Source organism: Gordonia sp. 852002-50395_SCH5434458 (assembly GCF_001665905.1).
GTDB classification, from domain to species: Bacteria; Actinomycetota; Actinomycetes; order Mycobacteriales; family Mycobacteriaceae; genus Gordonia; species Gordonia jacobaea.
In genome coordinates this window covers 1-26588 of record NZ_LZTC01000101.1, presented here as the reverse complement: position 1 = coordinate 26588, position 26588 = coordinate 1, and the positions used below count along the sequence as shown (strand labels likewise).

At 66.2% G+C, this 26588-nt stretch carries 24 protein-coding genes and 1 pseudogene; 7 read left to right on the top strand and 18 right to left on the bottom strand.

All coding sequences use genetic code 11. The annotated features are described in order from the left end of the window. Positions 1-46 precede the first annotated feature (46 nt). Positions 47-811 carry an alpha/beta fold hydrolase gene (locus A5785_RS21970; RefSeq protein WP_049697980.1) on the bottom strand — a complete coding sequence of 255 codons (765 nt, stop codon included), beginning with the start codon at positions 809-811 and terminating at the stop codon, positions 47-49. 74 nt (positions 812-885) lie between these two features. After that, a complete protein-coding gene (locus tag A5785_RS21965) occupies positions 886-2427 on the bottom strand; it encodes an ABC-F family ATP-binding cassette domain-containing protein (RefSeq protein WP_064869467.1) in 1542 nt (513 codons plus the stop codon). A gap of 231 nt (positions 2428-2658) precedes the next feature. Here A5785_RS21965 and A5785_RS21960 point away from each other — a divergent pair, with 231 nt between their 5' ends. Next, positions 2659-3660 (top strand): enoyl-CoA hydratase/isomerase family protein, encoded by a 1002-nt coding sequence (locus A5785_RS21960; protein ID WP_064869465.1) that lies wholly within the window; start codon positions 2659-2661, stop codon positions 3658-3660. Positions 3661-3665: 5 nt separating this feature from the next. Here A5785_RS21960 and A5785_RS21955 read toward each other — a convergent pair whose 3' ends face one another. From A5785_RS21955 to A5785_RS21940, 4 genes are all read right to left on the bottom strand, one after another. Beyond that, on the bottom strand, positions 3666-4505 hold the full coding sequence (locus tag A5785_RS21955; RefSeq protein WP_231894159.1) for a hypothetical protein: 840 nt from the start codon (positions 4503-4505) through the stop codon (positions 3666-3668). 15 nt (positions 4506-4520) lie between these two features. Next, the gene (locus A5785_RS21950) at positions 4521-6131 is read right to left on the bottom strand and encodes a peptide chain release factor 3 (protein ID WP_049697983.1); all 1611 of its coding nucleotides are present in this window, start codon (positions 6129-6131) and stop codon (positions 4521-4523) included. A 70-nt stretch (positions 6132-6201) separates the two neighbouring features. Continuing rightward, positions 6202-7218 carry a beta-ketoacyl-ACP synthase III gene (locus A5785_RS21945; protein WP_049697984.1) on the bottom strand — a complete coding sequence of 339 codons (1017 nt, stop codon included), beginning with the start codon at positions 7216-7218 and terminating at the stop codon, positions 6202-6204. Between the two features lie 50 nt (positions 7219-7268). Beyond that, the gene (locus A5785_RS21940) at positions 7269-7970 is read right to left on the bottom strand and encodes a PadR family transcriptional regulator (RefSeq protein ID WP_049697985.1); all 702 of its coding nucleotides are present in this window, start codon (positions 7968-7970) and stop codon (positions 7269-7271) included. 254 nt (positions 7971-8224) lie between these two features. Between A5785_RS21940 and A5785_RS21935 the strand changes: the two genes are divergently transcribed. Together A5785_RS21935 and A5785_RS21930 are read left to right on the top strand one after the other, a co-directional pair. Beyond that, a complete protein-coding gene (locus A5785_RS21935; RefSeq protein ID WP_231895502.1) occupies positions 8225-9250 on the top strand; it encodes an ATP-binding cassette domain-containing protein in 1026 nt (341 codons plus the stop codon). Then, on the top strand, positions 9247-10008 hold the full coding sequence (locus tag A5785_RS21930) for an ABC transporter permease (RefSeq protein WP_049697986.1): 762 nt from the start codon (positions 9247-9249) through the stop codon (positions 10006-10008). The genes A5785_RS21935 and A5785_RS21930 overlap by 4 nt, the downstream gene beginning before the upstream one ends. A 60-nt stretch (positions 10009-10068) precedes the next feature. Here A5785_RS21930 and A5785_RS21925 read toward each other — a convergent pair whose 3' ends face one another. The 5 genes and pseudogenes from A5785_RS21925 to A5785_RS21910 form a co-directional block, all read right to left on the bottom strand. Next, a complete protein-coding gene (locus tag A5785_RS21925; RefSeq protein WP_152930013.1) occupies positions 10069-11139 on the bottom strand; it encodes a beta-ketoacyl-ACP synthase 3 in 1071 nt (356 codons plus the stop codon). Between the two features lie 113 nt (positions 11140-11252). Next, the gene (locus tag A5785_RS23990; protein ID WP_331710871.1) at positions 11253-11744 is read right to left on the bottom strand and encodes an SLC13 family permease; all 492 of its coding nucleotides are present in this window, start codon (positions 11742-11744) and stop codon (positions 11253-11255) included. A gap of 711 nt (positions 11745-12455) precedes the next feature. Further along, positions 12456-13086 (bottom strand): annotated as a pseudogene (locus A5785_RS23985) (SLC13 family permease); the annotation flags it as partial. A 93-nt stretch (positions 13087-13179) separates the two neighbouring features. Further along, positions 13180-13746 (bottom strand): aminoacyl-tRNA hydrolase, encoded by a 567-nt coding sequence (pth, locus tag A5785_RS21915; protein WP_049697987.1) that lies wholly within the window; start codon positions 13744-13746, stop codon positions 13180-13182. A gap of 50 nt (positions 13747-13796) precedes the next feature. After that, entirely contained in the window at positions 13797-14423 is a 627-nt protein-coding gene (locus A5785_RS21910) for a 50S ribosomal protein L25/general stress protein Ctc (protein ID WP_049697988.1), read from the bottom strand. Positions 14424-14659: 236 nt separating this feature from the next. On the opposite strand from A5785_RS21910, the gene A5785_RS21905 reads away from it, so the two are divergent. Next, the gene (locus A5785_RS21905; RefSeq protein WP_049698118.1) at positions 14660-15115 is read left to right on the top strand and encodes a limonene-1,2-epoxide hydrolase family protein; all 456 of its coding nucleotides are present in this window, start codon (positions 14660-14662) and stop codon (positions 15113-15115) included. Between the two features lie 9 nt (positions 15116-15124). Here A5785_RS21905 and eutC read toward each other — a convergent pair whose 3' ends face one another. Genes eutC through eat form a run of 3 tightly spaced genes read right to left on the bottom strand, consistent with a single transcriptional unit; the run spans position 15125 to position 18752 of the window. Then, positions 15125-15913 carry an ethanolamine ammonia-lyase subunit EutC gene (eutC, locus tag A5785_RS21900; RefSeq protein WP_082946629.1) on the bottom strand — a complete coding sequence of 263 codons (789 nt, stop codon included), beginning with the start codon at positions 15911-15913 and terminating at the stop codon, positions 15125-15127. After that, entirely contained in the window at positions 15910-17316 is a 1407-nt protein-coding gene (locus A5785_RS21895) for an ethanolamine ammonia-lyase subunit EutB (protein WP_049697989.1), read from the bottom strand. The genes eutC and A5785_RS21895 overlap by 4 nt, the downstream gene beginning before the upstream one ends. Then, positions 17313-18752, bottom strand: a complete 1440-nt coding sequence (eat, locus tag A5785_RS21890; protein ID WP_049697990.1) for an ethanolamine permease — start codon at positions 18750-18752, stop codon at positions 17313-17315. Before eat ends, A5785_RS21895 begins: the two co-directional genes overlap by 4 nt. Positions 18753-18962: 210 nt before the next feature. Between eat and A5785_RS21885 the strand changes: the two genes are divergently transcribed. Continuing rightward, positions 18963-20465, top strand: a complete 1503-nt coding sequence (locus A5785_RS21885; protein WP_049697991.1) for an APC family permease — start codon at positions 18963-18965, stop codon at positions 20463-20465. A 43-nt stretch (positions 20466-20508) separates the two neighbouring features. Beyond that, entirely contained in the window at positions 20509-21246 is a 738-nt protein-coding gene (locus tag A5785_RS21880; RefSeq protein WP_049697992.1) for an IclR family transcriptional regulator, read from the top strand. A gap of 31 nt (positions 21247-21277) precedes the next feature. Here A5785_RS21880 and arsC read toward each other — a convergent pair whose 3' ends face one another. From arsC to glmU, 4 genes are read right to left on the bottom strand one after another with little or no spacing between them, the layout of a single operon-like run. Then, entirely contained in the window at positions 21278-21634 is a 357-nt protein-coding gene (gene arsC, locus A5785_RS21875; RefSeq protein ID WP_049697993.1) for an arsenate reductase (glutaredoxin), read from the bottom strand. 44 nt (positions 21635-21678) lie between these two features. Continuing rightward, positions 21679-22875, bottom strand: a complete 1197-nt coding sequence (locus A5785_RS21870) for an MFS transporter (RefSeq protein ID WP_049697994.1) — start codon at positions 22873-22875, stop codon at positions 21679-21681. Between the two features lie 7 nt (positions 22876-22882). Further along, positions 22883-23860 carry a ribose-phosphate diphosphokinase gene (locus tag A5785_RS21865; protein ID WP_049697995.1) on the bottom strand — a complete coding sequence of 326 codons (978 nt, stop codon included), beginning with the start codon at positions 23858-23860 and terminating at the stop codon, positions 22883-22885. A gap of 58 nt (positions 23861-23918) precedes the next feature. Then, complete coding sequence (gene glmU / locus A5785_RS21860) at positions 23919-25394, bottom strand: bifunctional UDP-N-acetylglucosamine diphosphorylase/glucosamine-1-phosphate N-acetyltransferase GlmU (protein WP_049698120.1); 1476 nt, start codon at positions 25392-25394, stop codon at positions 23919-23921. Positions 25395-25607: 213 nt separating this feature from the next. On the opposite strand from glmU, the gene A5785_RS21855 reads away from it, so the two are divergent. Further along, entirely contained in the window at positions 25608-26363 is a 756-nt protein-coding gene (locus tag A5785_RS21855; RefSeq protein ID WP_049698121.1) for an SDR family oxidoreductase, read from the top strand. Positions 26364-26588 lie beyond the last annotated feature (225 nt).

Below are 26588 nucleotides of genomic sequence, written 5' to 3'. Positions count from 1 at the left end.
AGCCACATCTTTCGATACGACACACATTTAGGGCCGGGGGGCTCGATCAGTGGAGCGGGGCCCGGTCAGCGGAGTCGACCGTGTCCGCGAAGTCGTCGATGAGCCCGGCGGTGAATTCCGGCTGGATCAGTGGGAACAGGTGCATGGCCCGCGGTACGACGACGAGGTGTCCGTCGGCCGCGGTCTCGACGAACCTCTTCTCGTGCAGCCGGAACTGGTCCCACGCGCCGTTCGCGAACAGCGTCGGTCCGGGATAGGCCGCGAGGGCGGCGAGGGCGTCGAAGTGGAGCACCGCGTCGACGACGTCGCGGATCGAATGCAGCGCGAGGCCGCCTGCCTCCATGTCGTCGGACACCTCTCGGCCGACGGCGATGCGCGTCAGAACCCTGCTGACCTGGGCGGCTTCGGACGGAAGGACGCTGGTCGCCGCGCCGAAGAGGCGAAACGGCGCGGCGAGCAGGCCACTCGGCTGCGCGGTTGCACACAGCACACCGAGGCCTGCGACGCGGTCGGGATGTCTCGCAGCCGTCGCCATTGCGACGTAGCCGCCCATCGACATACCGACGACCAGCGCTGAGCCGCCGACCGAGTCGATCGCGTCGCTCACCGCGACGACGGCTCCGTCCAACGTGAACGTCTCATCGGCGCGTGAACCGTGGCCGGGCATGTCGGGGCACACCACCTCACGGTCGGCGAGCGAGCCGGCCACGCGTCGAAAGGTCTGTCCGCTCACGCGCAATCCGTGCACCAGAACGATCGGTGTGCGTGCTGTGGTGGGGGGAAAGTCGGTGGCAGCGCTGTCGGTGCTCATCGAAAGTCAGTATCCACAAAGAGTTGCGTGGGATCCACAGGTACAAAAATGCCCCCGTGGATCCCACGCAACTTTCACCCGAGCGTGACCTCGCGGTCGATTCCGACCTCGTCGCGGAAACCCGCGTCATGCGAGACGAGCAGCAGCGCGCCCGACCAGTCCCGTAGCGCCGTGACCAACTCCTCGACGGTGTCGATGTCCAGGTTGTTGGTCGGCTCGTCCATGATGAGGAGCTTGGGATCGGGGTCGACGAGTAGCGCATCCGCCAACGCGACGCGAAGCCGTTCGCCGCCGGAGAGTTCGTCGAGGCGCCGATCGCCACGTGAGCCGCGGAACAGGAATCGCGCGAGATGAGCTCGCACATCCTGACCGTCGACTTCTGGGTGCCGCTTGCCGACGAATTCGACGACGGTCTGCGCCGGATCGTCGAACGAGATCTGTTGCGGCACATATGCGTAAGGAACGACGATGCGCTCGTTGTCGATGAGGTCGGCGATCAGGGTGGTCTTGCCGGAGCCGTTGCGTCCGGTGAGTGCAACGCGTTCTGGGCCGTCCATTCGTAGCCGATCGTCGACGATCACCTGAGCCGAACTGCCAAGTGCCACATCCGGCATGGTGATCCGCGCGCCCCGATCGGAGCGCACGTCGTCGCGGACGGACTCGAGCCGTCCGGCGGCGGCGGTCACGTCGTCGCGGTGCTCGTTGCGGAAGCGTCCGGCCGACTTCTCGGCGGCGTCGCGTCGGAGATGCGCGATGATCTTGGGGACACGCTTCTCCCGTTCGGCCTTGGCCGCGGTCCGTGCTCGTCGGTCGAGGGCGATCTGCGCGTTCACCATCTCCCGACGCTGCTTGCGAAGATCGTTGGCGGCGTTGGCAACTGCGGCCTGCGCCGTCGCCTGTTCAGACTCGACCACCTCGCGATAGAACGAATAGGGGCCACCGAACACGCGCACGTCGCCGTGATACAGCTCGAGTGTGGCGTCGACGCGTTCGAGGAGCTCGAGATCGTGGGAGACGACGAGTACGGTTCCCGCGAATCTGTCGATCAGCTCGAAAACCCTGGCCCGGGAATCGGTGTCGAGATTGTTGGTGGGCTCGTCGAGCAGCAGTACCGCCGGCGAGTGCACGATCCGCGACACGATCGCGAGCAGCGTCGCCTCGCCACCGGACAGTGTTCCGACCGACCTGTCGAGGTCGGTGGGCAGCCCCAGCGCCGCCAGTTCGGAGGTCGCGCGCGCCTCGATGTCCCAGTCGTCACCGACGGCATCGAAGTGTGCGCCGTCGACAGAGCCTGCTTCGATTGCGCTGATCGCGGCCCTGATCGGCTCGATCCCCAACGCCGACGCGATGGTCAGCGAGGTGTCGGAGAAGGCGTGTTGGGGAACGAGCGAGACCTCGCCGGTGGTGGCGATACTTCCCGATGTCGGTACGAGCTGGCCCGCGATCAGCCGCAGTAGCGTCGTCTTTCCTGCGCCGTTGGCGCCGACCAGCGAATACACAGCGCGTGGAACCGAGAACGAGAGCTCGTCGAATACCGGTGTCCCGTCCGGCCAGCTATACGAGACGTCCGAGAGCGTGATCGACGGTGCGAGATCGACGGATGACGGTGTGGACATGAACAACTCCGAGAGATTGGTGGGTGCGTACGGCGTCGGATCGACGCGGTCGCGCTGAATGCCAATCTCAGATGTTCATGTCTGTCAGATCACCCCTGTGCTCATCGAAGAATGGTGCCGCACATCGTGCGAACCCAATCAACCATAACTCCGACGACCGACCCCCTGTCAACAGAGTTGTGTTCGCCAGCCGATGGAGTCGGTGTTCGACGACGCGCTACCGTGAAACGCATGTCCTTCATCCGAACTCAGGTCGGCAACGGCGTCGGTGAGATCATCCTCGACCGTCCCAAGGCACTCAATGCGCTCGATCAGACGATGATCGACGACATGCACGACGTCCTCGGGCGTTGGGGCGACGACGATTCGATCGAGACGGTGTTGGTGACCTCCGCGAGCGATCGCGCTTTCTGCGCGGGCGGCGACATCCGGGCGATCCGCGAGCATGCCGTCGCTGGTGAGTACGACGAGATCCGAAACTACTTCGCCGCAGAGTATCGACTCGATCAGATGATCGCGCACTATCCCAAAGCGTACGTCGCGCTGATCGACGGAGTGGCGATGGGTGGCGGACTCGGGATCAGCGTGCACGGCGAGGTTCGCGTCGTCACCGAGAACTCGCTGATGGCCATGCCCGAGACCGCGATCGGATTCTTTCCCGACATCGGCGCAACCTACTTTCTGCCTCGCCTGCCGCGTGGTGTCGGAATGTGGTTGGGGCTCACCGGTTCGCGCGTGCGTGGTGCCGAGGCCGTACACCTGGGGCTTGCCACTCACTTCGTGCCAGCGGCCGAGCTGGAAGCCGTCGCAGACGCGCTGCGCGCCGGCGAGTCGCTCGTCGACATCCTCGGTGGCAGAAGCGAATTGCCCGTCTCCGATATCCCGATCGCCAAGATCGGCGAGTACTTCGGCGACGACAATGTCGCCGCGATCCTCGGCGGGTTGCGCGGCGCGGCAGGTGACGACTGGGCCGCGGAGATGGTCGAACTCCTCGAAGGTGCGTCGCCGACGAGTCTGTGGGTGACCGCAGCACTCCTCGACGCCGGCCGGGATTCGACGCTCGACGAGTGCTTCGACCGCGAATTGCACGCGGCGACAACGATAACGAAGACCAATGACTTCTCCGAGGGCGTGCGGGCGATGCTCGTCGACAAGGATCGCAGCCCGTCATTCGAGCCGTCGACCGTCGACGCCGTCGATCAGTCTGTGGTCGCCTCGATCGTTGAGGACTGAGCCGATCACGGCTGCAGGTCGAACCATCCGGTGAGGCTTGTCGGGCGCTCGGGCTGAGCGCCCGGTGTCGGTGCGGCAGCAGGCGCCGCGCTGTCGTCGTCGACGGGCACATCGTCGTTCGGATCGAGCGGATTCTGTTCGGACACAATCGTTTCGGGGCAGTCGAATGATCCTGCGGCCCGCTTCGACGACATCGCGGTCAGCGTCAGCCTGCACGCCGTCGACGACCTGTAGGTCCCCTTCTCCGACAGTCCGATGGTGGCGGTAATCGATGTGGTCAGGGGGCCAACCGGCGGGCGTGGACCATCGGTTGGCGGTAGGTGTTCGCCGGTCAGCGCGCCCACCGGGAATTCGATCTGTGCGCCCTCGGTGCCGTCGCCCTTGAACACGAACAGCAGAGAGTCGGGCGGGACATCGGGCGTCGGCTCGCCCCAGCGGCCGAACTCGTAACATGTTGGGGCAGGCGACATTTGCTGCGCAGTCGGGCTGACGGGTGCAACTACCTGCCCGTCCGCCCCTACCTGTCCATCCACGCCCACCTGCCCGCCAACGCCGGGCTGGCCCGTCGATGCCGTGAGTTGTCGCGGCGAGATCAGGACGTGTCCCCGGGTGAATCTCAGGTCGGAGCCCTGCCGGTCGATGGGCCCCGACGGGGGCTTCTCGGCGCAGCGTGCCGGATCCTGTTGCGCGGAGACGGTTGGCGTTGCTGATGACGACTGCGCCGCACGCGTCACCGATGTCGAGTCGGCGCACGCCGAGGTGATCGATGTGAGTGCGGCAGCGACCGCGAGCAGTGCGCAGATCCGCAGCGTGCTCGAGTGGCGTGCGGTCGATCGTCCGATCACGTCAGCCCGCCCTGGTCAATCAGCCGTTGCGACAAGCGGTTCGAGCGTCAGGTCGCCGTGTTCCTTCTCGATGTACTGCAGTCGCCATTTGTCGCTGAAGAGTGCGAGTATCGCGCCGTCGGTCCGCGTGAACACCTCGACGCCGCGCTGGCGGTTGAGTTCCGACGCGCTGTCGGCGTCGGTACGTCGGGCGAGGCTGTACCCGAGTGGCTCGATCACGGTGTCGACGTTGAACTCCGTCTTCATCCGTGCGGTGACCACCTCGAACTGCATCGGTCCGACGGCGGCCAGTACGGGTGACGCGTCTCCGCGGGTCTCGTTGCGCAACACCTGCACAACGCCTTCGCTGTCGAGCTGATCCATGGCCTTGCGGAACTGCTTGTACTTGTCCGCGGTGGTGACGCGGAGCGTCGAAAAGTGTTCTGGCGCAAAGGAAGGGATGGGCGGGTACTGGATGCGCGGGCCGTCGTAGAGCGTGTCGCCCGGTGCGAGTGCCGTCGCGTTGACGAGGCCGACGACGTCGCCGGGGTAAGCGGTGTCGACCGTCGAGCGGTCGCGGCCGACGACGGTGTGAGCGTACTTGGTGGCGAAGGGTTTTCCGGTCTGCGCGTGGGTGACGACCATGCCGCGCTCGAACTCGCCGCTCACGATGCGCATGAAGGCCAACCGGTCGCGGTGGCTGGAGTCCATGCCTGCCTGGACCTTGAACACGACGGCGCTGAACGGGTCGGTGACCTCGCGTTCGGTCCCGTCGATCCCGGTGCGACCCGACGGTGCGGGCGCGAGCTCGACGAGCGCGTCGAGCAATTGGCGGACACCGAAGTTCAGCATCGCCGAGGCGAAGATCATCGGCGACGTCTGGCCTGCGAGGAAGAGTTCCTCGTCGTGATCCTGGCCCATCTCGGAGAGCAGTTCGCTCTCTTCCACGGCCGCGATCCAGGCGTCGCCCTCGCGCTCGAGAGCGGCGTCGGGGTCGAGCAGTTCCTCCGGCGCGATCTTGGCTCCACCGGCGGTGCGGGTGAAGTGGATGTACTCGCCGGTGCGGCGGTCGAGGAGTCCGCGGAAATCGCCCGCGATGCCGACGGGCAGGAACAGCGGGGTGGGGATCAAGCCGATGCGTTCGCTGATCTCGTCGATGAGCTCCAACGGGGTGCGGCCGGGGCGGTCCCACTTGTTGATGACGGTGATGACCGGGATGCCTCGATGGCGACACACCTGGAACAGCTTGAGCGTCTGGGGCTCGAGCCCCTTGGCGGCGTCGATGAGCATGACCGCGGCGTCGACCGCGGTCAGCACTCGGTAGGTGTCCTCGGAGAAGTCGGCGTGGCCGGGGGTGTCGACGAGGTTGATGACCGCGCCGGGGCCGTCGGTGCCCTCGAGGGCGTAGTTGAACTGCAGAGCGGTCGAACTGACGGAGATTCCGCGAGCCTTCTCCATCTCCATCCAGTCCGACACCGTCGATTTACGGCCGGCCTTGCCGTGGATGGCACCCGCCTCGCTGATCACGTGCGCGTGCAACGCCAGTGCCTCGGTCATCGTCGACTTACCCGCGTCAGGGTGGGAGATGATGGCGAAGGTACGTCGACGCTGGGCCTCGAGCCGCAGCTCACGCGCGTCAGAACTCACCAGACGAGGCTACTAGCCGGGCGAGCGTCGGAGCAAAACGCTCGACGCTGCCCGACGGTCAGGTCAGCCGCTACTCGAACGGGACCGGCGGCATCTTGACCACCTGCGCGGCGTAGCTGAGGCCCGCGCCGTAGCCCAGCAGCAGGGCGGTGTCGCCCGGCTTGGCCTTGCCGGTGGAGAGCAGATCCTCCATTGCCAGCGGGATCGACGCCGCCGACGTGTTGCCGGTGTATTCGATGTCGTTGGCCACCGGGGTGCCCTCGGGCAGATGCAGCGTCTTCGCGAGCAGATCGTTGATGCGGGTGTTGGCCTGATGGGGGACGAAGACGTCGAGGTCTTCGGCGCCGATCTTGGCGGCGTCGAGCGCGCGCTGTGCCACCTTGCCCATTTCGAAAGCGGCCCAACGGAATACCGCGGTGCCCTGCAGGCGCACGTAGGGCCGCTGCACCCGGTCGCCGTCGAGGAAGGTCACCCAGTCGATGTCTTGACGAATCGCGTCGTACTGACTGCCGTCGCTACCCCAGATCACTGGTCCGAGCTGCTGATCCTCGGTGGGTCCGACGACGACGGCTCCGGCGCCGTCGCCGAAGATGAAGCAGTTGGTGCGGTCGGTCATGTCGAGGGTCACGGACAACTGCTCGGCGCCGATGACGAGGACATGCGTCGCGCTTCCGCCGCGCACCATGTCGGCGGCGAGTGCCATCCCGTAACCGAATCCGGCGCAGCCGACGGTGACGTCGAACGCGGGAACACCGTTCGCGCCGAGTTCGGTGGCAACCTTCGTCGCGCCTGCAGGCGTCATGAGCAGATGGGTGTTGGTCGCGAGGATGACGGCGTCGATGTCGGAGCCGGAAAGCAGAGCATTGGCGATCGCCGTGCGCCCGGCCTTGATGCCCATCTCCACGACGTCCTCGTCGCGGCGCGCGAAGCGTCGGGTTTTGATGCCGGTCCGCGTGTAGATCCACTCGTCGGAGGAATCGATGTGCTCGCAGATCTCGTCGTTGGTGACGACGCGCTCGGGGCGGTACGCACCGATGCCGAGCATGCCGATGTTGTTGACGCCCGATGTGTCCGCGATCTCTGCCATGATCTTCCTTCCGTTATGCGACCCGACATAGACCGTCTCACATCGCGGAGCTACTCGGAAGTACCGATGCGCGAGGAGGGGACATCGTGGCCGGGCTGACCTTCGAGAATGCGCCTGTAGTCAGTGCGGTCTGCGGTCATCTGGTGCCCGGGATCGTCGGGCGGTGGCGTCCAGTCGGCGTTCTCCAGGAACGACAGCTTCCCCTCGTGCACGTCGGCGATGACGTCGGTGAGCCAGTCCGCCTCGGCCTGCGCGAGACGCAACCACAGGCGAGCGCCCTCCATGGCATGTGGTGGAGCGTAGGGGTTGGCGCCGGGTTCGGTGTCCGCGCTGTATTCGCGTATGACCTCCCTCAGCGTCACCAAACGCTGCTGCAGCAGCGTCGTCGCATGGTCGTCGCCGAGGAGTGGCAGGAGATTGAACGCCGCTTGGAACGCGCTGCGGTCGAAGACGTCGACGCCGATCATCGCGCGCTCGATCATGCTGTGCAGCCTGGCCCGACCCGACTCCGTGATCTCGTAGACGCTGACCTCGCGCGAGCCGTCGGAGACCTCGCGGCGTGTGAGATCGCCTGAGTCGCTGAGCTTTCCGAGCGCGTGGTAGATCGAGCCCGGATTCACGTTGGCCCACTTGTCGACCTGCCACGACAACAGTTCGCGGCGGATCTGATAGCCGTTGACCGGCCCCAAGATGCCGACGACGCCGAGCAGGAGTAGCGGCGTCGTCGGTGGGATGGGTGGCGTGGAAGCCATGACCTGACAGTAATGCGTCGAGAAAGATTTCGAATCGAGGGCAGGGGTTGTCCGCATTTCGATGAATCATCGACGCGTAGGTGATCAGTACACGCAGACAGTCACGACGACGCCGTCGGGTTTCAGGGGCCTTTCGACGACTACTTCTGCGACGAAGTGAGCATCTAGTCAACTTTGACTAGATGGCTTATATTCAAATTTGAACACGATGCGTGAGCGGCTCACTCGACGTTCACACAGAGAGGGGACGAGCTGTGACACCGACGACGATCCAAGCGCGAGGTCTGGTGCAGACCTTCACGACGGGGCGAGGCAAGAACAAACGCGAGGTGCGGGCCGTCGACGGCGTCGACCTCGATATTCACGAGGGTGAGGTGGTCGGATTTCTCGGCCCCAACGGAGCGGGGAAGACGACCACGCTGCGCATGTTGACGACGTTGCTGCGGCCAACCGCCGGAACCGCGACCGTCAACGGATACGACGTCGTGCGCGAGTCGGTGATGGTCCGTCGCAGCATCGGCTACGTGTCACAGGCGGGTGGAACGTTCAGCCAGGCCAGAGCGGGCGACGAGGTGGTCGACCACGGGATGCTCTACGGACTCTCACACGCCGACGCCACTCGACGCGGGCACGAACTGTTCTCCCGACTGCAACTCGACGGACTGTGGGAACGGCAGCCCAAGAACATGTCGGGCGGTCAGAAACGACGCCTCGACATCGCGATGGGCCTGATCCACGATCCCTCGCTGGTCTTCCTCGACGAACCGACCACCGGCCTCGACCCGCAGGCGAGAGCGAACCTCTGGGACCACATCAGCAGGCTGCGCTCCGAGCGTGGCGCCACGGTCTTCCTCACCACGCACTACCTCGACGAGGCCGACGAACTCTCCGACCGCATCCTCATCATCGACAACGGCAAGATCGTCGCGGCCGACACCGCGCAGAACCTCAAAGATCAGGTGTCGGGCGACCTCGTCGACCTCGAGGTCCACATGGCAGCCGAGGTCGACATCGCCGCGGATCGTCTACGACGCATCGCCAACTCCGTCGAGACCGATGGCCGCCACGTGCGCGGACGTGTGCGGCACGCGGGACGCGAGATACCGGGACTGCTCCGCGAACTCGACGCCTCGGGCATCGCGCTCGACAGCATCGAGGTGCTGCGACCCACCCTCGACGACGTCTTCCTCACGATGACCGGGCGTTCGCTGCGCGACGCGCAAAGCGGGACCGAAAACGCCGCACTCGAAGAACTCGACAACGAAGGAGCCATCCGATGAACTTCCTCCGCGACTCCACCATCGTGTTCCGTCGACAGATCCGGATGAATCTGCGCAACCCGGCCTGGGTGCTGATCGGGGTGCTGCAACCCGTGCTCTATCTGGTGCTCTTCGGCCCGCTGCTCAAACCGATCGTCGACCAATTTCCCGGCGGCGCCGACAACGCCTACACGTTCCTGGTGCCGGGACTTCTCGTGCAACTCGGGTTCTTCGGCGCGATGTTCGCCGGGTTCAGTCTGATCGGCGAGTGGCGCGAAGGCGTCGTCGAGGCCGAACGCGTGACGCCCGCGAGCCGCTCCGCACTGCTGACCGGTCGGCTCATGCGCGACGTGCTGCAGTTGTTCGTCCAGGCGCTGATCCTGGTGTTCCTCGGCTACGCCATGGGCATGCGTGGATCCGTCAGCGGCGCGATCGTCGGCATCGCCATCACGCTGCTGATCGGCGCAGCGTGCGCCGCGGCGTCGAATGCGCTTGCCCTGACCGCCAAGAGTGAAGACGTCATGGCGCCGGTCATCAACATGGTGATGATGCCGGTGCTGTTGCTGTCGGGAATCCTGCTGCCGATGACGCTCGGACCGATGTGGCTGCAACGGGCCAGCGACTTCATGCCGTTCCGCTGGATCGTCGACGCCGTCCGCAGCAGCTTCGTCGGAGGCGTCGCGACATCGACGGTCGCGTGGGGTCTGCTCACCGCCATCGCGCTCGCGTTTCTCGGAACATGGTGGGGCACAGCGGTCTTCCGCAAGGAAAACGCGTAGCGGTTCTAACCCAGGTCGTCGAAGCTGCTCACCTTGGGTGCCGGGGGAAGCGTCACGGTGCTACCCGAGGTCGTCGAAGCTGCTCACCTTCGGCGCCGGGGGCAGCGTCACGACGGCCCCGGCGTAGGAGAGGCCAGCGCCGAACCCGAGCAGCAGCGCGGTCTGTCCGCCCTTGGCCTTGCCGGTGGCCAGCATCTCTTCCATCGCGAGCGGGATCGACGCCGCCGACGTGTTGCCGGTGTTCTCGATGTCGTTGGCCATCGGTAGGTCGTCGGGGAAGCCCAGGTTCTTCTTCATCAAGTCGTTGATCCGGGCGTTCGCCTGGTGGGGGACGAACACCTCGATGTCGTCGAGTCCGATGCCGGACCTCTCGATCACCGACGACAACGCCTTGGGCAGTGTGATTGCCGCCCAGCGGAATACGCGCGAACCCTCCATGGTGACCACCATGCGGCCGACAGGCTCGGTCTCCGGATCCTTGTGCTGGTATTCCTGAGCGCGATCCATGTACTCGGGGATGTCGTAGTTCTGGCCGATCGCCTCGGCGTTCTCGCCGTCAGAACCCCAGACGGTCGGGGAGATCCCGTTCTCGTCGCTCGGTCCGACGACGACCGCACCGGCGCCGTCGCCGAAGATGAAGGCGGTGTTGCGGTCGGTGGGCTCCATGACGACCGACATCGTCTCGACGCCGACGACAAGTACGTACTCGGCCGAGCCCGCGCGCACGGTGTCGGCCGCGACGCCCAGGGCGTACCCGAAGCCGCCGCATCCCGCGGCGATGTCGTAGGCGGGAATCCCGTTGAGGCCGATGTCGTATGCCACGATCGGGCCGCCGTGCGGAATCTTGGTCTTCCAGCTGTTGGTGGCCAGGATCAGCGCACCGATCTTGTCCTTGTCGATCCCGGAGTTTTCGATGGCCCGCTCGGCTGCGGCGGCGGCCATCGACCGTGCCGACTCGTCGCCGCTGATCCACCGGCGATTACGGATGCCGCTGCGTTCGAAGATCCACTGATCCGAACTGTCGAGAACCTCGCACACCTCATCGTTGCTGACCAGGCGTTTTGGTCGGTACGCGCCGATGCCCAACATCGCTACGTTCTGATGGCCTGTGTTGGCGGCGATGACGGTCACGCGTACTTCCCTTCGACAAACGGATCACGCAGCGGATAGCCCTGCGCCCGAAAAGAGTGTAGGCCCCGCCACATCCGGTGACGAACAAGGCCGCTTCTCACGGCGCCTGCTCGTCAGCCGTTGATCGGCCAGAACACCGGGACCAGGGTCACGGTGACGACCAACCAGCAGACCATCAGGACGATCCCCAGCCGCCAATAGTCGCCGAAGCGGTATCCGCCCGGATTCATCACGATCATGTTGGCGGGAGTGGCGATAGGCGTCAGCAGGGAAGCGGCGGCAGCGACGCAGACCACCATGAGCACCGTTCGGGCGTCGACACCGACGTCGGCCGCGGCGACGAGCGCGATCGGTATGACGATCAGCGCGGTGGCGACGTTGGAGATGAACTGCCCGAGTACGGCGGTCAGCACGAACAGCATGGCCAGCAGCAGATACGCACTGTGTCCGGACACCAGGTCGACGATGGGTCGTGCGATCAATTCGGCACCGCCACTGCTCGTGATCGCCGCCGACATCGGGATCAGCGCGGCGATCAGGACGAGCGTCGCCCAGGGAACGGCACGGTATGCCTGCTCGCTCGACAGCACGCGGAACAGCACCATCGCACCCGCTCCGAGCAGACCCGCGACCACCGGCGGCACGGCCCCACTGGCCAGCAGCGCGATCGTCACCACCAGGATGACTGCCGCACGTGGAGCGCTTCGCCCGAGCGGAACCGTCTGCCGCCGAACGGTTTCCGACGATGCGACCACCAGAACGTCCTTGTCGTCGGCGAGAGCGTCGAGCGCGCCCCACGGGCCGTACACCAGTAGTGCGTCGCCTTCCTGCAGCGTCGACGCACGTGACGAGACGTCGTCGTTCTGCCTGCGCACCGACAACACGAGCAGCCCGTCTTCTGCGCGCACCATCCCGCCGAACGCCGGCCGCCCGATCCACGACGAGCGCGGTGGGATCACCAACTCACAGATTCCGTTGTCGCGGTTGATGAGACTGTCGCGCTGGCCGCTCATGCGCCTGCCGATGGTGTCCTCGACGGTGAGGTCGGTGTCCCGTGCGAGCGTCTCGACGGCGGTGCCCACACCGGAGACGACGAGTATGTCCGACGGTTCGAGCTTATGCGTCGAACTGAGTACGCGGCCACGTTCGGACTGTGCGGCGACCGTGTCGATCGCGTCGTCTGTGATGGCCGCGCGGACGGTCTTCCCGACGAGCGTCGACGCCGCTTTGACGTGCAGGCGAAAGGTGCGCACGCCGGTCGTCGCCAATCCCGACAATTCGTAATGCTCGACGACGTCGCGCTGATATCTGCTGAAATCCTCTGGCAGCGACTGTGATTCGCGACGCGGGATCAGCCGGTCGCCGACAAGCGCGATGACGACCAGTGTCACCACGACCAGGGGGACACCGATGAGGGAGAAGCCGAAGTAGCCGATCGAGGAACCGGTTTGCTCGGTGGCGGCTTCGTCGATGATGACGTTGACCGGACTGCCGCTCAGCGTGAGCAGTGAACCGGCGCTCGCGGCGAACGCGAGAGGGAGCAGTACGCGCGACGGTGACAGATGCCCGCCGCGCAACGGCGACACTGACCGGGACCAACGCCGCCGCCGCACCGTTGATCGTGATGAGTGGGCTCAACGCCGCGGCGAGAACCATGATGGCGGCAACCACCCTGGTGCGTGTGCGACCTGCGACGCGCGCCAGCACGCTGCCCAGCCATGCGGTGATTCCCGACGCCTCGAGTCCCTCGCTGACCACGAACAGGGCCGCGATGAAGGCGATGACGCTCTGACCGAGACCCGAGGTCAGTTCGTCGAACTGCACGAGTCCGAGGAAGTAGAGCGCCAGCGCCGACCCGATGGCGACGAGTCCGACCGGCAGCTTGTTGATGATGAACAACACGACCGTGACGCCGAGGACAATGAGGCTCAGGGCGGCGTCCGACATTTGACCATCGTTGCACCGAGAGTGCACTCATGCTGCGGTGTCGGGCAGTGCGTGCCGCTTCTCAGTCAGTGGCGGCGTCGTCGAATCGCGGTATCACCAGGTGTGGACGACGTTCTGCGCTGCCTCGAGACCCGAGGAGATCAGCGCCTCGGTGGCGTCGGCGCCGTGCTGGATGAGTAGTTCGACGTCGTCGCGTGCGGACGACGGAAAGGGTTTGAGCACGAAGTCGGCGGGATCCTGGCGGCCGGGCGGACGACCGATGCCCAGTCGGACGCGGTAGTAGTCACGCGATCCGAGTGCCTGGCTGATCGAGCGCAGCCCGTTGTGGCCGCCCTCGCCGCCGCCGAGTTTCAGGCGTACGGCACCGAAGTCGATGTCGAGTTCGTCGTGCAGTGCGATCAGATCCGACGGGCCGATCGAGTAGAACTTCGCGAGTGGGCCGATCTCGCGGCCGGTGGTGTTCATGTACGTGCGTGCACGTGCCACCAACACCGACTGGCCGGCGAGCGTGATGGGTGCCACCATTGCGCCGGAGCGCTTGTGCACCTTCCATCGCTCGCCGGCCGTCGTGACGAGATGGTCTGCGACCATCGCGCCGATGTTGTGACGCGTCCGCTCATACTTGGAACCGGGATTACCGAGTCCGACAACAAGTTTCATGATTCCTGTGTCATCAGTAGGTGCGGAGCGTCGGAGGAGGTGACGCCGAATTACTCGGCCTCGGCCTCAGCGGCGGCAGCGTCGGCGTCGGCCTGCTCCGCGTCGGTCTCTTCCTCGAGCTCTGCGGCGGTGGTCGCCTCGTTGACTGCGACGATGAGGGTCTCCGGGTCGGTGATGAGCTCGACGCCCTCGGGGAGGACCAGGTCCGACGCATGGACCGACGTGCCGACTTCCTTGCCCTCGACGTCGACGACGATCTGCTCGGGGATCGACAGTGCGTCGGCCTCGATCTCGACGGTGTTGGCGTCCTGGGTGACCAGGGTGCCGGGAGCGGCGTCGCCCTCGACGACGATGGTGACCTCGACGGTGACCTTCTCGCCGCGCTTGATGACGAGCAGGTCGACGTGCTCGATGTAGTTGCGGATCGGGTGGATGTCGATCTGCTTGGTCAGCGCGAGCTGGCTGGTTCCCTCGATGTCGAGGTCGAGGACGGCGTTGGTGCCGTTGTTACGCAGGATGGTGGCGAAATCGCGAGCCGGGAGGTTGAGGTGCTGCGGGTCGGTGCCGTGGCCGTACAGCACGGCGGGCACGTTGCCTGCGCGACGAGCGCGTCGAGCGGCGCCCTTGCCCTTTTCGGTGCGGGTGGTGACTGCCAGTGCGTTTGCCTGGGTTGCCATGTGACTCTCCTTGGTGGTTCGGCCGCGTCGGTGCGTGCAGCCGGGTGGTCGGTGCTCGGCGTTCCGTAGCGGTTCCGCAGGCCGACAATCCACGACCACCTGCGGAAACTCGAGTCCGCAAGGAGATGTGCGATGGTCGCGCCGATTACGGTGACTGCTCACCCTCGCCGAGACAACCCGTCAAGGATAGACGACGACCAGCGGTGAAGTCACATCGCGCACCGTACGGTGACACCATGACCTCCCGTACCCCTGATCGCGTCGTTACCGACTTCCTCGATGCTCTCGCCCGCGACGACAGTTCCGCAGCCATGGCAGATCTCGACGAGAACATCGTCTACACCAATGTCGGACTGCCGACGATCCGTGGCAAACGCAACGTCGCCAAGGTCTTTGGTGCCATGGACGCGTCGTCGTTCGCAGGCTTCGACTACGGGATCATCAACATCGCCACCGACGACACCGTGGTGCTCACCGAGCGGATCGACGAGATCCGGCTCGGTCCCGTACGTATCCGGTTCTGGGTGTGCGGGCGCTTCGAGATTCTCGACGGTGCGATCGCCGTGTGGCGCGACTACTTCGACTTCTGGGACATCACCAAGGGCTTCGTGCGTGGACTTGCGGGTGTCGTCGTTCCGTCGGCGGTGCAGTCGCTACCAGCGCGCAGGGTCGACGCCCCCGGGATCACCTAGTCCCGCGACCTAGCCGAGTTCGCCCTGCGCAGCGGCTGCGGCGACGGCGGGGTCGGCAGACGAGGTGTCTTTGAGTGCGACGCCCGACGCGCCGAGTTGCCGTGCCCCGGACACCAGTGCTCCGACGATCCGGGCGGCGTCGCGGTATCCGAGCCCGTCCGGCGGATGGATGTTGGAGATGCAATTGCGTTCGGAGTCACGACGTCCCGGCTCCGGGCGATACGTCAGGTAGATGCCGAGGCTGTCGGCGACCGACAGTCCCGGGCGCTCCCCGATGATCACGAGAAGGATCTCGACGCCGAGCGCCTCCCCGATGTGATCGCCGAGCGCGACACGCGCCTGGGTGGCCACGACCGGCGGAGCGATCGAGAATTGCGGCGAGAGTTCGGCAGCGATCGTCTCGATGAGCGCTACCGCGTGCGTGTCCACCGCCGTCGCCGACAAGCCGTCGGCGATCACGAAACCGATGTCGGCGCCCGAATGTTGCACTGCGGAAAGGTCATTCGGGATTCGGCCGAGGTCGGGTCGGCGCAGATACTCCGCCCGCGACGACGCCTGACTCGTGACGACCGCCGGCTCGCCCAACCCCAGCCCCTTCAGACCGTCGACGACGCCGTCGGAGTCCATGGGGGTGTGCACGGCGTCGCGTGCTGCCGCGTGATCGGCCTGAAACTGCAGCACATCAGCACTCGACAGCGCATTTCCGCTGCGCTGCAACCCGATTCGGGCCTGGGTGAGTCCGCGCATCGATTTCCACGGATCGACCGACGGGATTGACTGCGTCTCGGGCGTGTTCACGACGCCGCCAGTCCGCGCAGCGCCGACGTCTGCGGGTCGAGTGGCACGACGTGGCCGCCCTCGTCGGCCATGCCGATGGTCTGCATCCACGCCTCGAATTCCGGTGCGGCGCGCAGGCCCAGGACGTCGCGCAGGTAGAGCACGTCGTGGAACGACAGGCTCTGGTACCCGAGCATGATGTCGTCGGCGCCCGGAACGGTGATGACGAATCCGACTCCGGCCATCCCGAGCAGGCTCAACAGCGTGTCCATGTCGTTCTGGTCGGCCTCGGCATGGTTGGTGTAGCAGACGTCGACGCCCATAGGCAGCCCGAGGAGTTTGCCGCAGAAGTGATCTTCGAGTCCCGCGCGGATGATCTGCTTGCCGTCGAAGAGATACTCGGGGCCGATGAATCCGACGACGGTGTTGACCAGCAACGGTTCCAGCGACCGGGCGACCGCGTAGGCGCGCGCTTCGAGGGTCTGCTGGTCGACGGGCCGCCCGCCGGTCCCGAGGTGTGCGCCCGCCGACAGTGCCGAGCCCTGCCCGGTTTCGAGGTACATCACGTTGTCGCCGACGGTCCCGCGGTGCAACGACCTCCCGGCCTCATTGCCTTCGTTGAGAACTGCCAGGTCGACGCCGAATCCGCGGTTGGCGCCCTCGGTACCCGCAATCGACTGGAAGACCAGGTCGACCGGTGCGCCCGCCTCGACCAAGCCGATCGTCGTGGTGACGTGCGAGAGCACGCACGACTGCATCGGAATATCGAAACGCTGCCGCACGTCGTCGAGGAGTTCGAGCAGCGTCGACGTCGCCTGTGGTGAGTCGGTTGCGGGGTTGATTCCGACGACCGCGTCGCCGCAACCGAGGAGCAGGCCGTCGAGCAGTCCTGCCGCGATGCCGCGCGGATCGTCGGTGGGGTGGTTGGGCTGCAATCGTGTCGCGAGGCGGCCGGGCAGTCCGATCGTCGTGCGGAATCCGGCGGTTACCTCCATGCGGCGGGCGACGGAGATCAGATCCTGATTGCGCATCAACTTGCTCACCGCCGCAACCATTTCCGGGGTCAACCCGGGGGAGACGGCCTGCAGGCGCTGCGTTCCACCCGACGCCACGACCTGCTCGAGCAGCCAGTCGCGTAGACCGCCGACCGTCAGGTGCGCGATGGGGGCGAATGCCTCTCGGTCGTGGGTGTCGATGATCAGCCGTGTGACTTCGTCTGATTCGTAGGGGACGAGCATCTCTTCGAGGAAGACGGTGAGCGGAAGGTCGGCGAGAACCCAAGCTGCTGCGGCCCGCTCGGCGTCGGATTGTGCTGCGCACCCGGCCAATTCGTCACCCGAACGTGCCGGGGTGGCCTTGGCCATCACATCGATCAGGTCGGCGAACTGGTAGGTGTGCCCACGAAGCGTGTGGCGGTAGATCACGAGAGTCCCTCTTCGGCGTCGGCAATGGCCTCGAACTCTTCGTCGGCGCTGGCGAAGACCAACCGGTTGCGGCTGTACAAGCCAAAATACGTCATGAAGAGCGCGAACACGATGAGACAGCCGGTCGCGGCCTTGATGTCGACGAGGAACGTCGCGACCAATGCGAGCACAGCGATCACGAGGGCGAAGCCCGTCGTGACCATGCCGCCGGGTGCGCGGTAGGGGCGCGCCAGTTCCGGCTCCCGGATGCGTAGCACGATGTGGCTCACCATCATCAGCACATAACTCAGCGCGGCACCGAAGACGGCCATGTTCAGCAGCGTCGCGCCCTGTCCGCTGAGTGACAGGAGGAACCCGACGATGCCGGGGACGATCAGCGCCAGCGTCGGAGACTTGCGAGAGTTGGTGACGGACAACGACTTCGGCAGGTATCCGGCGCGCGAGAGTGCGAACAACTGCCGCGAGTAGGCGTAGATGATCGAGAAGAAGCTCGCCACGAGCCCCGCCAAGCCGATGTAGTTGACGACCGTGTGTGCGGTTCCGCTTCCCAGCGCCTCGACGAGCGGGTTACCCGAACTCTGCATGGCCGATGCCCCACCGGCGCCCGGCACCAGGAACAGCACCAGCGCACACGTGAAGATCAGCGCGCACATCGCCGCGATGATCCCGCGCGGCACGTTGCGGGCAGGGTCCTTGGCCTCCTCTGCGGCCAGGGGCACGCCTTCGACGGCGAGGAAGAACCAGATGGCGAACGGGATTGCCGCCCAGATGCCGAGGTATCCGTGGGGCAGGAACGAACTCGCGCCCGCGGCATCCGTCGGGGCGATATCGGTGAGGTTCGACCACGAGAAGTCGCCGATTGCCGCGACCGCGAACACGATGAGGCCTGCGAGTGCGACCGCGGTGATCACGAACATGACCTTCAGTGCCTCACCGACACCGGCGAGATGTACGCCGATGAACAATGCGTAGACCGCGAGGTACACCCACCAACCGTCGGTGATGCCGAACAGGTGCAGCGACTCGACGTACGCGCCGATGAAGGTCGCAATCGCTGCGGGCGCGATCGCGTATTCGATCAGGACCGCGGTACCGGTCGCCATCCCGCCCCAGGTGCCGAGGGCTCGGCGCGCGAAGGTGTATCCGCCTCCTGCCGCGGGCAGTGCGGAACTCATCTCGGCCATGCCGAGCACCATCGCGAAGTACATCGCGGCGATGATGACGGCCGCGATGGCCAGGCCGCCGAAGCCGCCCTGCTCGAGCCCGAAATTCCACCCGGAGTAGTCGCCGCTGATGACGTAGCTGACCCCGAGACCCGCGAGCAGCACCCACCCGGCCGTGCCGGTCTTGAGTCGACGTTTGTCGAGGTAGTCGGTCGAACTCGCTGCCGACGACGTGGCAGCCGTCGTGCCGCCTCCGGATTCGATTGTGCTCATGAACGCGCCTTTCGTGCGGAGGCGAGATGACCGTCGGTCTCGCTGCTTACTTGATTCCGGCAAGACGGTACGGAGTGTGTGTCACATCACAATGGCGTCGACGTAAGAGCGGCTGAGAAATGAGAACCCCGGATTTCTCACGCGGGTTAACACGCTGGAAACACGAAAACGATGCGTCGCAACGACCGCTCCGTCACGGTAGAGGGCGCTATGCCGACATCCTCCACCGCCGAATCATCGTCCAGCGCAGAATCGCCGTCAGCGACGTACCCGTTGGTCGCCGACGAGTCGCCGGTGCGCGGCCTGACTCGTCGTCAGCTTCCCTTCATACCCGTCTTCGCGCAGTCCGTCGCGGCCATCGCGCCGGCAGGGACGTCGGCGGTGACGCCGTTGTTCGTGATCGCCGCGATGAGCGGAGCAGGTGGTGTCATCTCGTTCGCCGTCGCGATGGTCGTCGTCATGATGATCTCGGCGTGCGTGCGGCCGATGGCGCAGCGACTCGCCGTCGTGGGCGGTCTCTATTCGTACGTCGCTCAGGGATTCGGCCCGCGGGTGGCCCTTCCGACGGCATGGTCGGCGATCGTCGGTTATGGCTCGGTGAGTATGGCGGGACTTCTCGCAGTTGGCTTGTACCTCAACCACATTGCCGTCAGCATCGGGGTGTCGACGTCGGTGTGGCTGCCGATTGTCTGTGTGATCATCGTCGTGGCCGCCCTCGTCATGACCGTGCTGATGGTTCGCGGGATCAAGGTCTCTGCGACCGCGACACTCGCGATCGAGGTCGTCGCCGTTGTCATCCTGGTCGGCCTCATGGTGTGGCTCGGGATCACGCATCATTCGGCGGACTGGTCGAAGGTGTTCGCACCGCAGGTCGACGTCGGGTCGATGGGTCTGATGATCGTGGTCGCGGTCAGCGCGTTCGTCGGATTCGAGAGTGCGACGACGCTGTCGGCCGAGGCGCGTCGACCCTTCCGCAGCGTTCCGCGCACCCTGCGCTGGACACCGATCGCCGCGGGCGTCATCTATCTGCTCGCGGTGACCACCCAGTCGCTCGCGATGTTCGACGCCCCGGCGGGCGTACGGGAGAGTTCCACACCACTGGCCGCCCTGTTCCTCTCCGACGGCACCCGCGTCACGGCGGTCATCCTCGACATCGGGATCGCGACGTCGTTCTTCGCATGCGCGCTCGCCTCGGTCAACGCGCTGGTGCGCGTCCTGTTCACGCTGGGGCGCGAGCGGGTGGCACCGAGGGCATTCGGCACCACGCACCCGCGCTTTCACACCCCCGCGTTCGCCACGATCTGCGCGATGGCGGTCGTGACGCTCGGGCCGCTGGTGTTCCTCTGGTGCGGCGGCGATCCGCAGAACGGGATCCGCGACTTCCTGACGCTCAGCGCCCTCGGCTACATGGGCAGTTACCTCACCGCGTGTCTCGCATCGCCGCGGCTACTGGCGCGGATCGGGGAGAGCAGCAGGCGCATCCTGGTGCTCGGCGTCTTCACCGCGACCATTCTCGGAGTGCTGTTGCTGACCGCCTTCGGGACCGGCGTCGGACACGGCCGCATTCTGGGCGTTGTCTACGTCGCGTCGATGGCGGTAGTGACCGTGTTCGTGCTGTTTGTGGCGCGATGCCGACCTCATCTGCTCGGCGGTGTCGGTGTCTTTGATGCGACGACCAGCGCCGACATCCTCACGACTGCGACTCTGCGGTGACAACTCGGCGACCCGCGTGCGCATGTCACGGTGAGGGGGCGACATGGCGATAGGCCGTGCGCCGCGGTCGGATTCGGTGGTGCGCGCCCTGCAGATCATCGAGACCGTCGCCGACCTCGGAATCGGTACGACGGCCCGCGACATCGCCGATCGGCTCGACCTCCCCTCCGCGAGCACCTATCGGCTGCTCAACAGTCTCGTCGCCGACGAGTTTCTGGTGCGGACGGCTGATCTGCGTGGCTTCGCGATCGGCACGCGCCTCGCGTCGTTCGTCGACGGCGTGGTCACGCCTCCGGTCCCGGCGCGTGCCGCGGAGCTGATCGACGAGTTCCGCGGCTCGGTGCGGTTCGCCGTGCATCTGCTCTACTTCCGCCCCGCGTCGGTGCGCGTTCTCGACGCCGACCCAGACCATCCGCTCGACGGGGTGGGTGAGCTCATGCGGTACCTGCACGCGTCTGCGGCGGGCAAACTGCTGCTCGCGTCGCTGTCGCAGTGGCGCGACGCGCTGGAGATGCCGCTGCTACCCGTCACGCCCGCCACGATCATCGACCTGGCGCGGCTCGAGGAACAGATCGCCGAGATCCGACGCACCGACGTTGCGCGCGACGACGGCGAACTCGTGGTGGCCCACGCCCACCTGGCCGTGCCGATCTACGACGTCACCGGCGCTGTGCGCGGGGCGGTGATGATCGGCGGGGTATCGAGCAGGCTCGAGGCGATCTGCTCACTCACCGACGCGGCGCGCGGACTCGCGAACGCCGTCGGGCCGCTGCTGTTCTGAGTGCGGCTGTGTCCTGTCGGATGTGGCGCGGCTACAGGATCTCGTCGAGCTTGTCGAGTGGGCGGGCGAGGCGAGTTCCCTTGGCGGTCACCACAAATGGACGTTCGACGAGGATCGGGTGCGCGACCATCTCGTCGAGCAGTTTCTCGTCCGACGCGGCGTCGAGGTCGAGTTCCTTGTAGAGCGCTTCGCGCTTGCGCGCGGCCTGGCGAACGGTGATGCCGGCATCGGCGAAGAGTTGTTCGAGTTGTTCGCGGGTGTACGGCTCGTCGAGATACTTCACGATCGTCGGCTCGACGCCCTCGTCGCGGAGGCGCTGCAGGGCTTTGCGCGACGTCGAGCATTTGGGGTTGTGATAGATCGTCGCGTTGTCGGTCGCAGCAGCCATGAGGGTGACACTACCCAAGCGCCCAACCACTCGGACCCCTAGCGCTACCCGGACGCTGCGGCGGCGTCGTCGGGTGTGACGCGTCGGGGGAGCGTGAGGGCCACGGCGAGGGCAATGACCGCGCACACGGCTCCGACGACGACGGGTGCCAGCGCGCCGCCGTGCTCGATCGCCAATGCGCCGATCAGTGCGCCGACGCCGATCGAGAAGTTGAACGTCGTGGAGTAGAGCGTCGTCGCCGACTCGCGGTAGGCGGGCGCCACGCGGAACACCGTCGTCTGCAGGCCGATCGGGGCAGCGGCGTATCCGGCGGCCCACACGAGGAGTCCGACGAGAGCCGCGGGAAGCCACAGACTCGCGACGGGCGTGAGTATCAGTGCACCCGCGAGGACCGCGATGATCGCCGCGAGTGACCACCGCACGGATTGGGTGCGGGACAGGAATGCCCCGGCCGTGAAGTTGCCCGCGACCCCTGCCACGCCCATCACCAGCAGGACGACACCGACCAGGTCGGCGTCGATTCCGAGGATCTCGACGATGAACGGGGTGACGTAGGTGTAGGCGGCGTACGCGCCGGTGATGACGAGCGCGGTGACGATCAGCGTCGTCCGGAGGTTGCGCATGCGGAGCAACCGCGGCAGGCCCCGCAGCCCGATGGTCTCGCTGTCGCCGGGGACCGAGCGCAGCAGCACGGCCAGCGCGACGAGGCTGACCAAGCTCAGCCCGGCGAGCGTCCAGTAGGCGGCCCGCCAGCCGAACGCCTGCCCGATCACGGTGCCGACGGGCATGCCGAGCACCGACGCCAGCGACACTCCCGAGAACGCGATGGTGGTCGCGCGCACGGCAGCATTCGGCGGGACAAGGCGCACGGCGGTCGCCGCGACGATCGCCCACATCAACCCGAGGGCGACACCGATCGCCATGCGCACCGCCAGGAGCATCGCGTAGTTCACGGCGAGCGCGGTGAGCGTGTTGCCGACGACGAATGCGGCCATCACGCAGAGCAGAATCGGACGGCGGTCGAGGCGTCGAGTCGCCGTGGAGAGCGTGGGTGCACTGACCGCGGCCACGAACGCGAAGAACGTGACAGTGAGGCCGATGGTGCCCTCGGAGACGTCGAGGTCGGTGGCCATCGGACGGAGTAATCCGATGGGCATGATCTCGGTGGTAGTGATGGTGAACACACCGAGGCCAAGCGAGACCACCGCCGCCCAATCGCGTCGGGCGGCGGTGGTCGTCATCGAAGTGTCAGGCGTTGCCGTCGAAAAGGCTTGTCACCGAACCGTGTTCGAACACCTCGCGGATGGTCTGTGCCAGCAGCGGGGCGATCGAGATCACGGTCAGCTTGTCGAAGCGCTTCTCCTGCGGGATCGGGAGCGTGTCGGTCACGATGACCTCGTCGGCCTCGGAGTTGGCGAGGCGCTCGGCGGCCGGATCGGAGAAGACCGCGTGCGTCGTGGCGATGATGACGTCGCCCGCGCCCGCTTCCTTGAGCTTCGACACCGCGCCGACGATGGTGCCGCCGGTGTCGATCATGTCGTCGATGACCACACAGGTGCGGCCTTCGACCTCACCGACCACGCGGTGCGCGACGATCTGGTTGGCGACCAACGGGTCGCGGGTCTTGTGGATGAACGCGACGGGAGCGCCACCGAGCGCATCCGACCACTTCTCCGCGACGCGCACACGACCCGAATCCGGCGAGACGACGACGAGGTTTTCGATGCCGTACTTGCCGCGGACGTAGTCGGAGAGCTGACCCTGGGCGTGCATGTGGTCGACGGGGCCGTCGAAGAAGCCCTGGATCTGATCGGTGTGCAGGTCGACCGAGATGATGCGGTCGGCGCCTGCGGTCTTCATCAGGTCGGCGATGAGGCGTGCCGAGATCGGTTCACGACCGCGGGCCTTCTTGTCCTGGCGTGCGTAAGGGTAGAAGGGCAGGATCACGCTGATGCGCTTGGCCGAGCCGCGCTTGAGCGCGTCGATCATGATCAGCGCCTCCATCACCCACTCGTTGAGCGGGGCGGGGCAGCTCTGGATCACGAACGCATCCGAACCGCGCACCGACTCCTCGTAGCGAACGAAGATCTCGCCGTTGGCGAAGTTCCGCGCGGTCTGCGGAGTCAGCTTGATGCCGAGTTCGTCGGCGACAGCCTGCGCCAGGTCGGGGTGTGCACGCCCCGAGAACAGCATCAGGTTCTTCTGGTTGTCGGTGGTCCAGGTCATGAAAACTCTTCTACTCGATCGTCGGCCGGTGGGCGGCTCTGCCAGCGGGTCACGTTGGCTAGGAGCCGGGCTGTTCGGGCTGAGTATCGGCCGCGCCTGCCTCGATCGCTGCGCGTGCGGCAGCCGTGTCGGGGCGTTTGCGGGGTACCCAACCGTCGATGTTGCGTTGTGGACCCGACGAGACCGCGAGGGCGCCGGGCGGGACATCGTCCCGAATGACCGTACCTGCCCCGGTATACGCGCCGTCACCGACCTGCACCGGAGCGACGAACATGTTGTCCGATCCGGTCCGGCAATGCGACCCGATCACCGTTTGATGCTTGTTCACCCCGTCGTAGTTGACAAAGACGCTCGACGCCCCGATGTTCGACTCCTCGCCGATCGTCGCGTCGCCGACGTAGGTGAGGTGCGGAACCTTGCTACCTGCACCGATGGTGGCTTTTTTGGTCTCGACGAAGGTGCCGATCTTGCCGCGCTCACCCAATTCGGTACCCGGCCGCAGGAAGGCGAACGGGCCTACGGAAGCGTCGTCGGAGATCACCGAGTCGGAGCCGTGCGTGCGGATCACCGACGCCCCGCGGCCGATCGTCACGTCGGTGAGCGTGGTGTCGGGACCGACGACGGCATCCTCGGCGATACGGGTGGCACCGTGCAGTTGGGTGCCCGGCTCGATGCGTACGTCGCGCTCGATGCGTACGTCGACGTCGATCCACGTCGAGCCTGGATCGACGACGGTGACGCCCGCGAGCTGGTGGCGACGGATGGTCGAGGCATTGAGCGCGGCACCGAGCGCGGAGAGTTGTGCACGGTCGTTGCAGCCCGCGACGACCAGCGGATCGTCGACGACATGCGCGCGGACGGTCTTGCCCGCGGTGCGCGCGATCTCGATGACGTCCGTCAGATAGAACTCGCCCTGTGCGTTGTCGGTGGAGAGTTGTTGCAGCGCTGAGCGCAGTGCCTGCGCGTCGAAAGCGTAGATGCCCGCGTTGACCTCGGTGATCGCGCGCTGAGCGTCGCTCGCGTCCTTTTCTTCGACGATGGCCTGCACCGAGCCGTCGTTGGTACGGATGATCCGGCCGTATCCGGTCGGCTCGTCGGCGATGAAGCCGGTGAGCGTGACGGCGGCGCCTGCTCCCGCGGTGTGCGTGGCGACGAGCGCCTCGATCGTCTGGCCGTCGAGGAGTGGGATGTCGGCGGCGGTGATGATCACCGTTCCGGTGAAGTCGTCGGGGAGTGCGGTGAGACCCGCGCGGGCGGCGTCGCCGGTGCCGGCGGGTGAATCCTGAACGGCCACAACAATATTGGTGCCGATCTCGGCGGCGATCTCGTTGACGGCCGAAGTGACGCGTTCACGCTCGTGGCCGACGACGGCGACGAGTTGATCAGGGGATGCCGCTGCTGCGCCATGCAGCACATGGCCGACGAGCGAGCGTCCGCCGATGGTGTGCAAGATCTTGGGCGTCTTGGATTTCATCCGAGTGCCCGCGCCCGCGGCGAGGACGATCACGGCTGTCGCGGCTGACTTCTCTGTCATGTCCACCTCCGGGATTCGACGACTGCGCGCCGCGCGCACCGAGTGACGGCGTCGGGCGTGGCGACGGACCGATACTACTGACTCGTCTACGGCGCAGAAGCGTCAGTGCAGGTAGTGGCCGGGGTGCAGGTGGTGACGACCGCCCGAACGGCGACTGATAGAACCGAGGGGACGCACGTCACAGGAGACGTACACGCAACGGAGGAGTTCGCAATGAGCGCTCAGAAGACAGCAATCGTCACCGGATCGGGTCGGGGCATCGGCGCGGCGGTGGCCAAGCGCCTCGCCGACGACGGTCTGGCCGTCGCCGTTCTCGACATCACCGAAGAGGCCGCAGCCGACACCGCCAAGGCGATCAACGACGCCGGTGGCAAGGCGATCGCCGTCGGCGCAGACGTATCCGACGAGGCATCGGTCAACGCGGCCGTCGAGAAGGTCGCCGCCGAACTCGGCGCGCCGACCGTGCTGGTGAACAACGCGGGCATCCTGCGCGACAACCTGCTGTTCAAGATGAGCGTCGACGACTGGGACGCAGTCATGGGCGTGCACCTGCGCGGCGCCTTCCTGATGAGCCGCGCATGCCAGAAGTACATGGTCGACGCCGGCTGGGGCCGCATCGTGAACCTGTCGTCGACGTCCGCACTGGGCAACCGCGGCCAGGCCAACTACTCCGCAGCCAAGGCGGGCATGCAGGGCTTCACCAAGACGCTGGCGATCGAGCTGGGCAAGTTCGGTGTGACCGCCAACGCGATCGCCCCCGGCTTCATCGAGACCGACATGACCGCCGCCACCGCCGCCCGCGTCGGCATGGACTTCGAGGAGTTCAAGAAGCTCAACGCCTCCGCCATCCCCGTCGCCCGCACCGGCAAGCCCGAGGACATCGCCCACACCGCCTCGTTCTTCGCCTCCGAGGGCGCCGGCTTCGTCTCCGGCCAGGTCATCTACGTCGCCGGCGGCCCGCGGGACTGACCACCGCTGCCCACCGCCGGTCGAGCTGACCACCGCTGGTCGAGCTGACCACCGCTGGTCGAGCCCGCTCCGCTGGTCGAGCTTGTCGAGACCACCCCGCTGGCCGAGCGCACGCTCCGTCGGTCGGGCTGACCACCCGCTGGTTGAGCGCGCCCGCCGCTGGTCGAGCTGACCACCGCTGGTCGAGCTTGTCGAGACCACCCCGCTGGGTAGATGTGGGTCGAA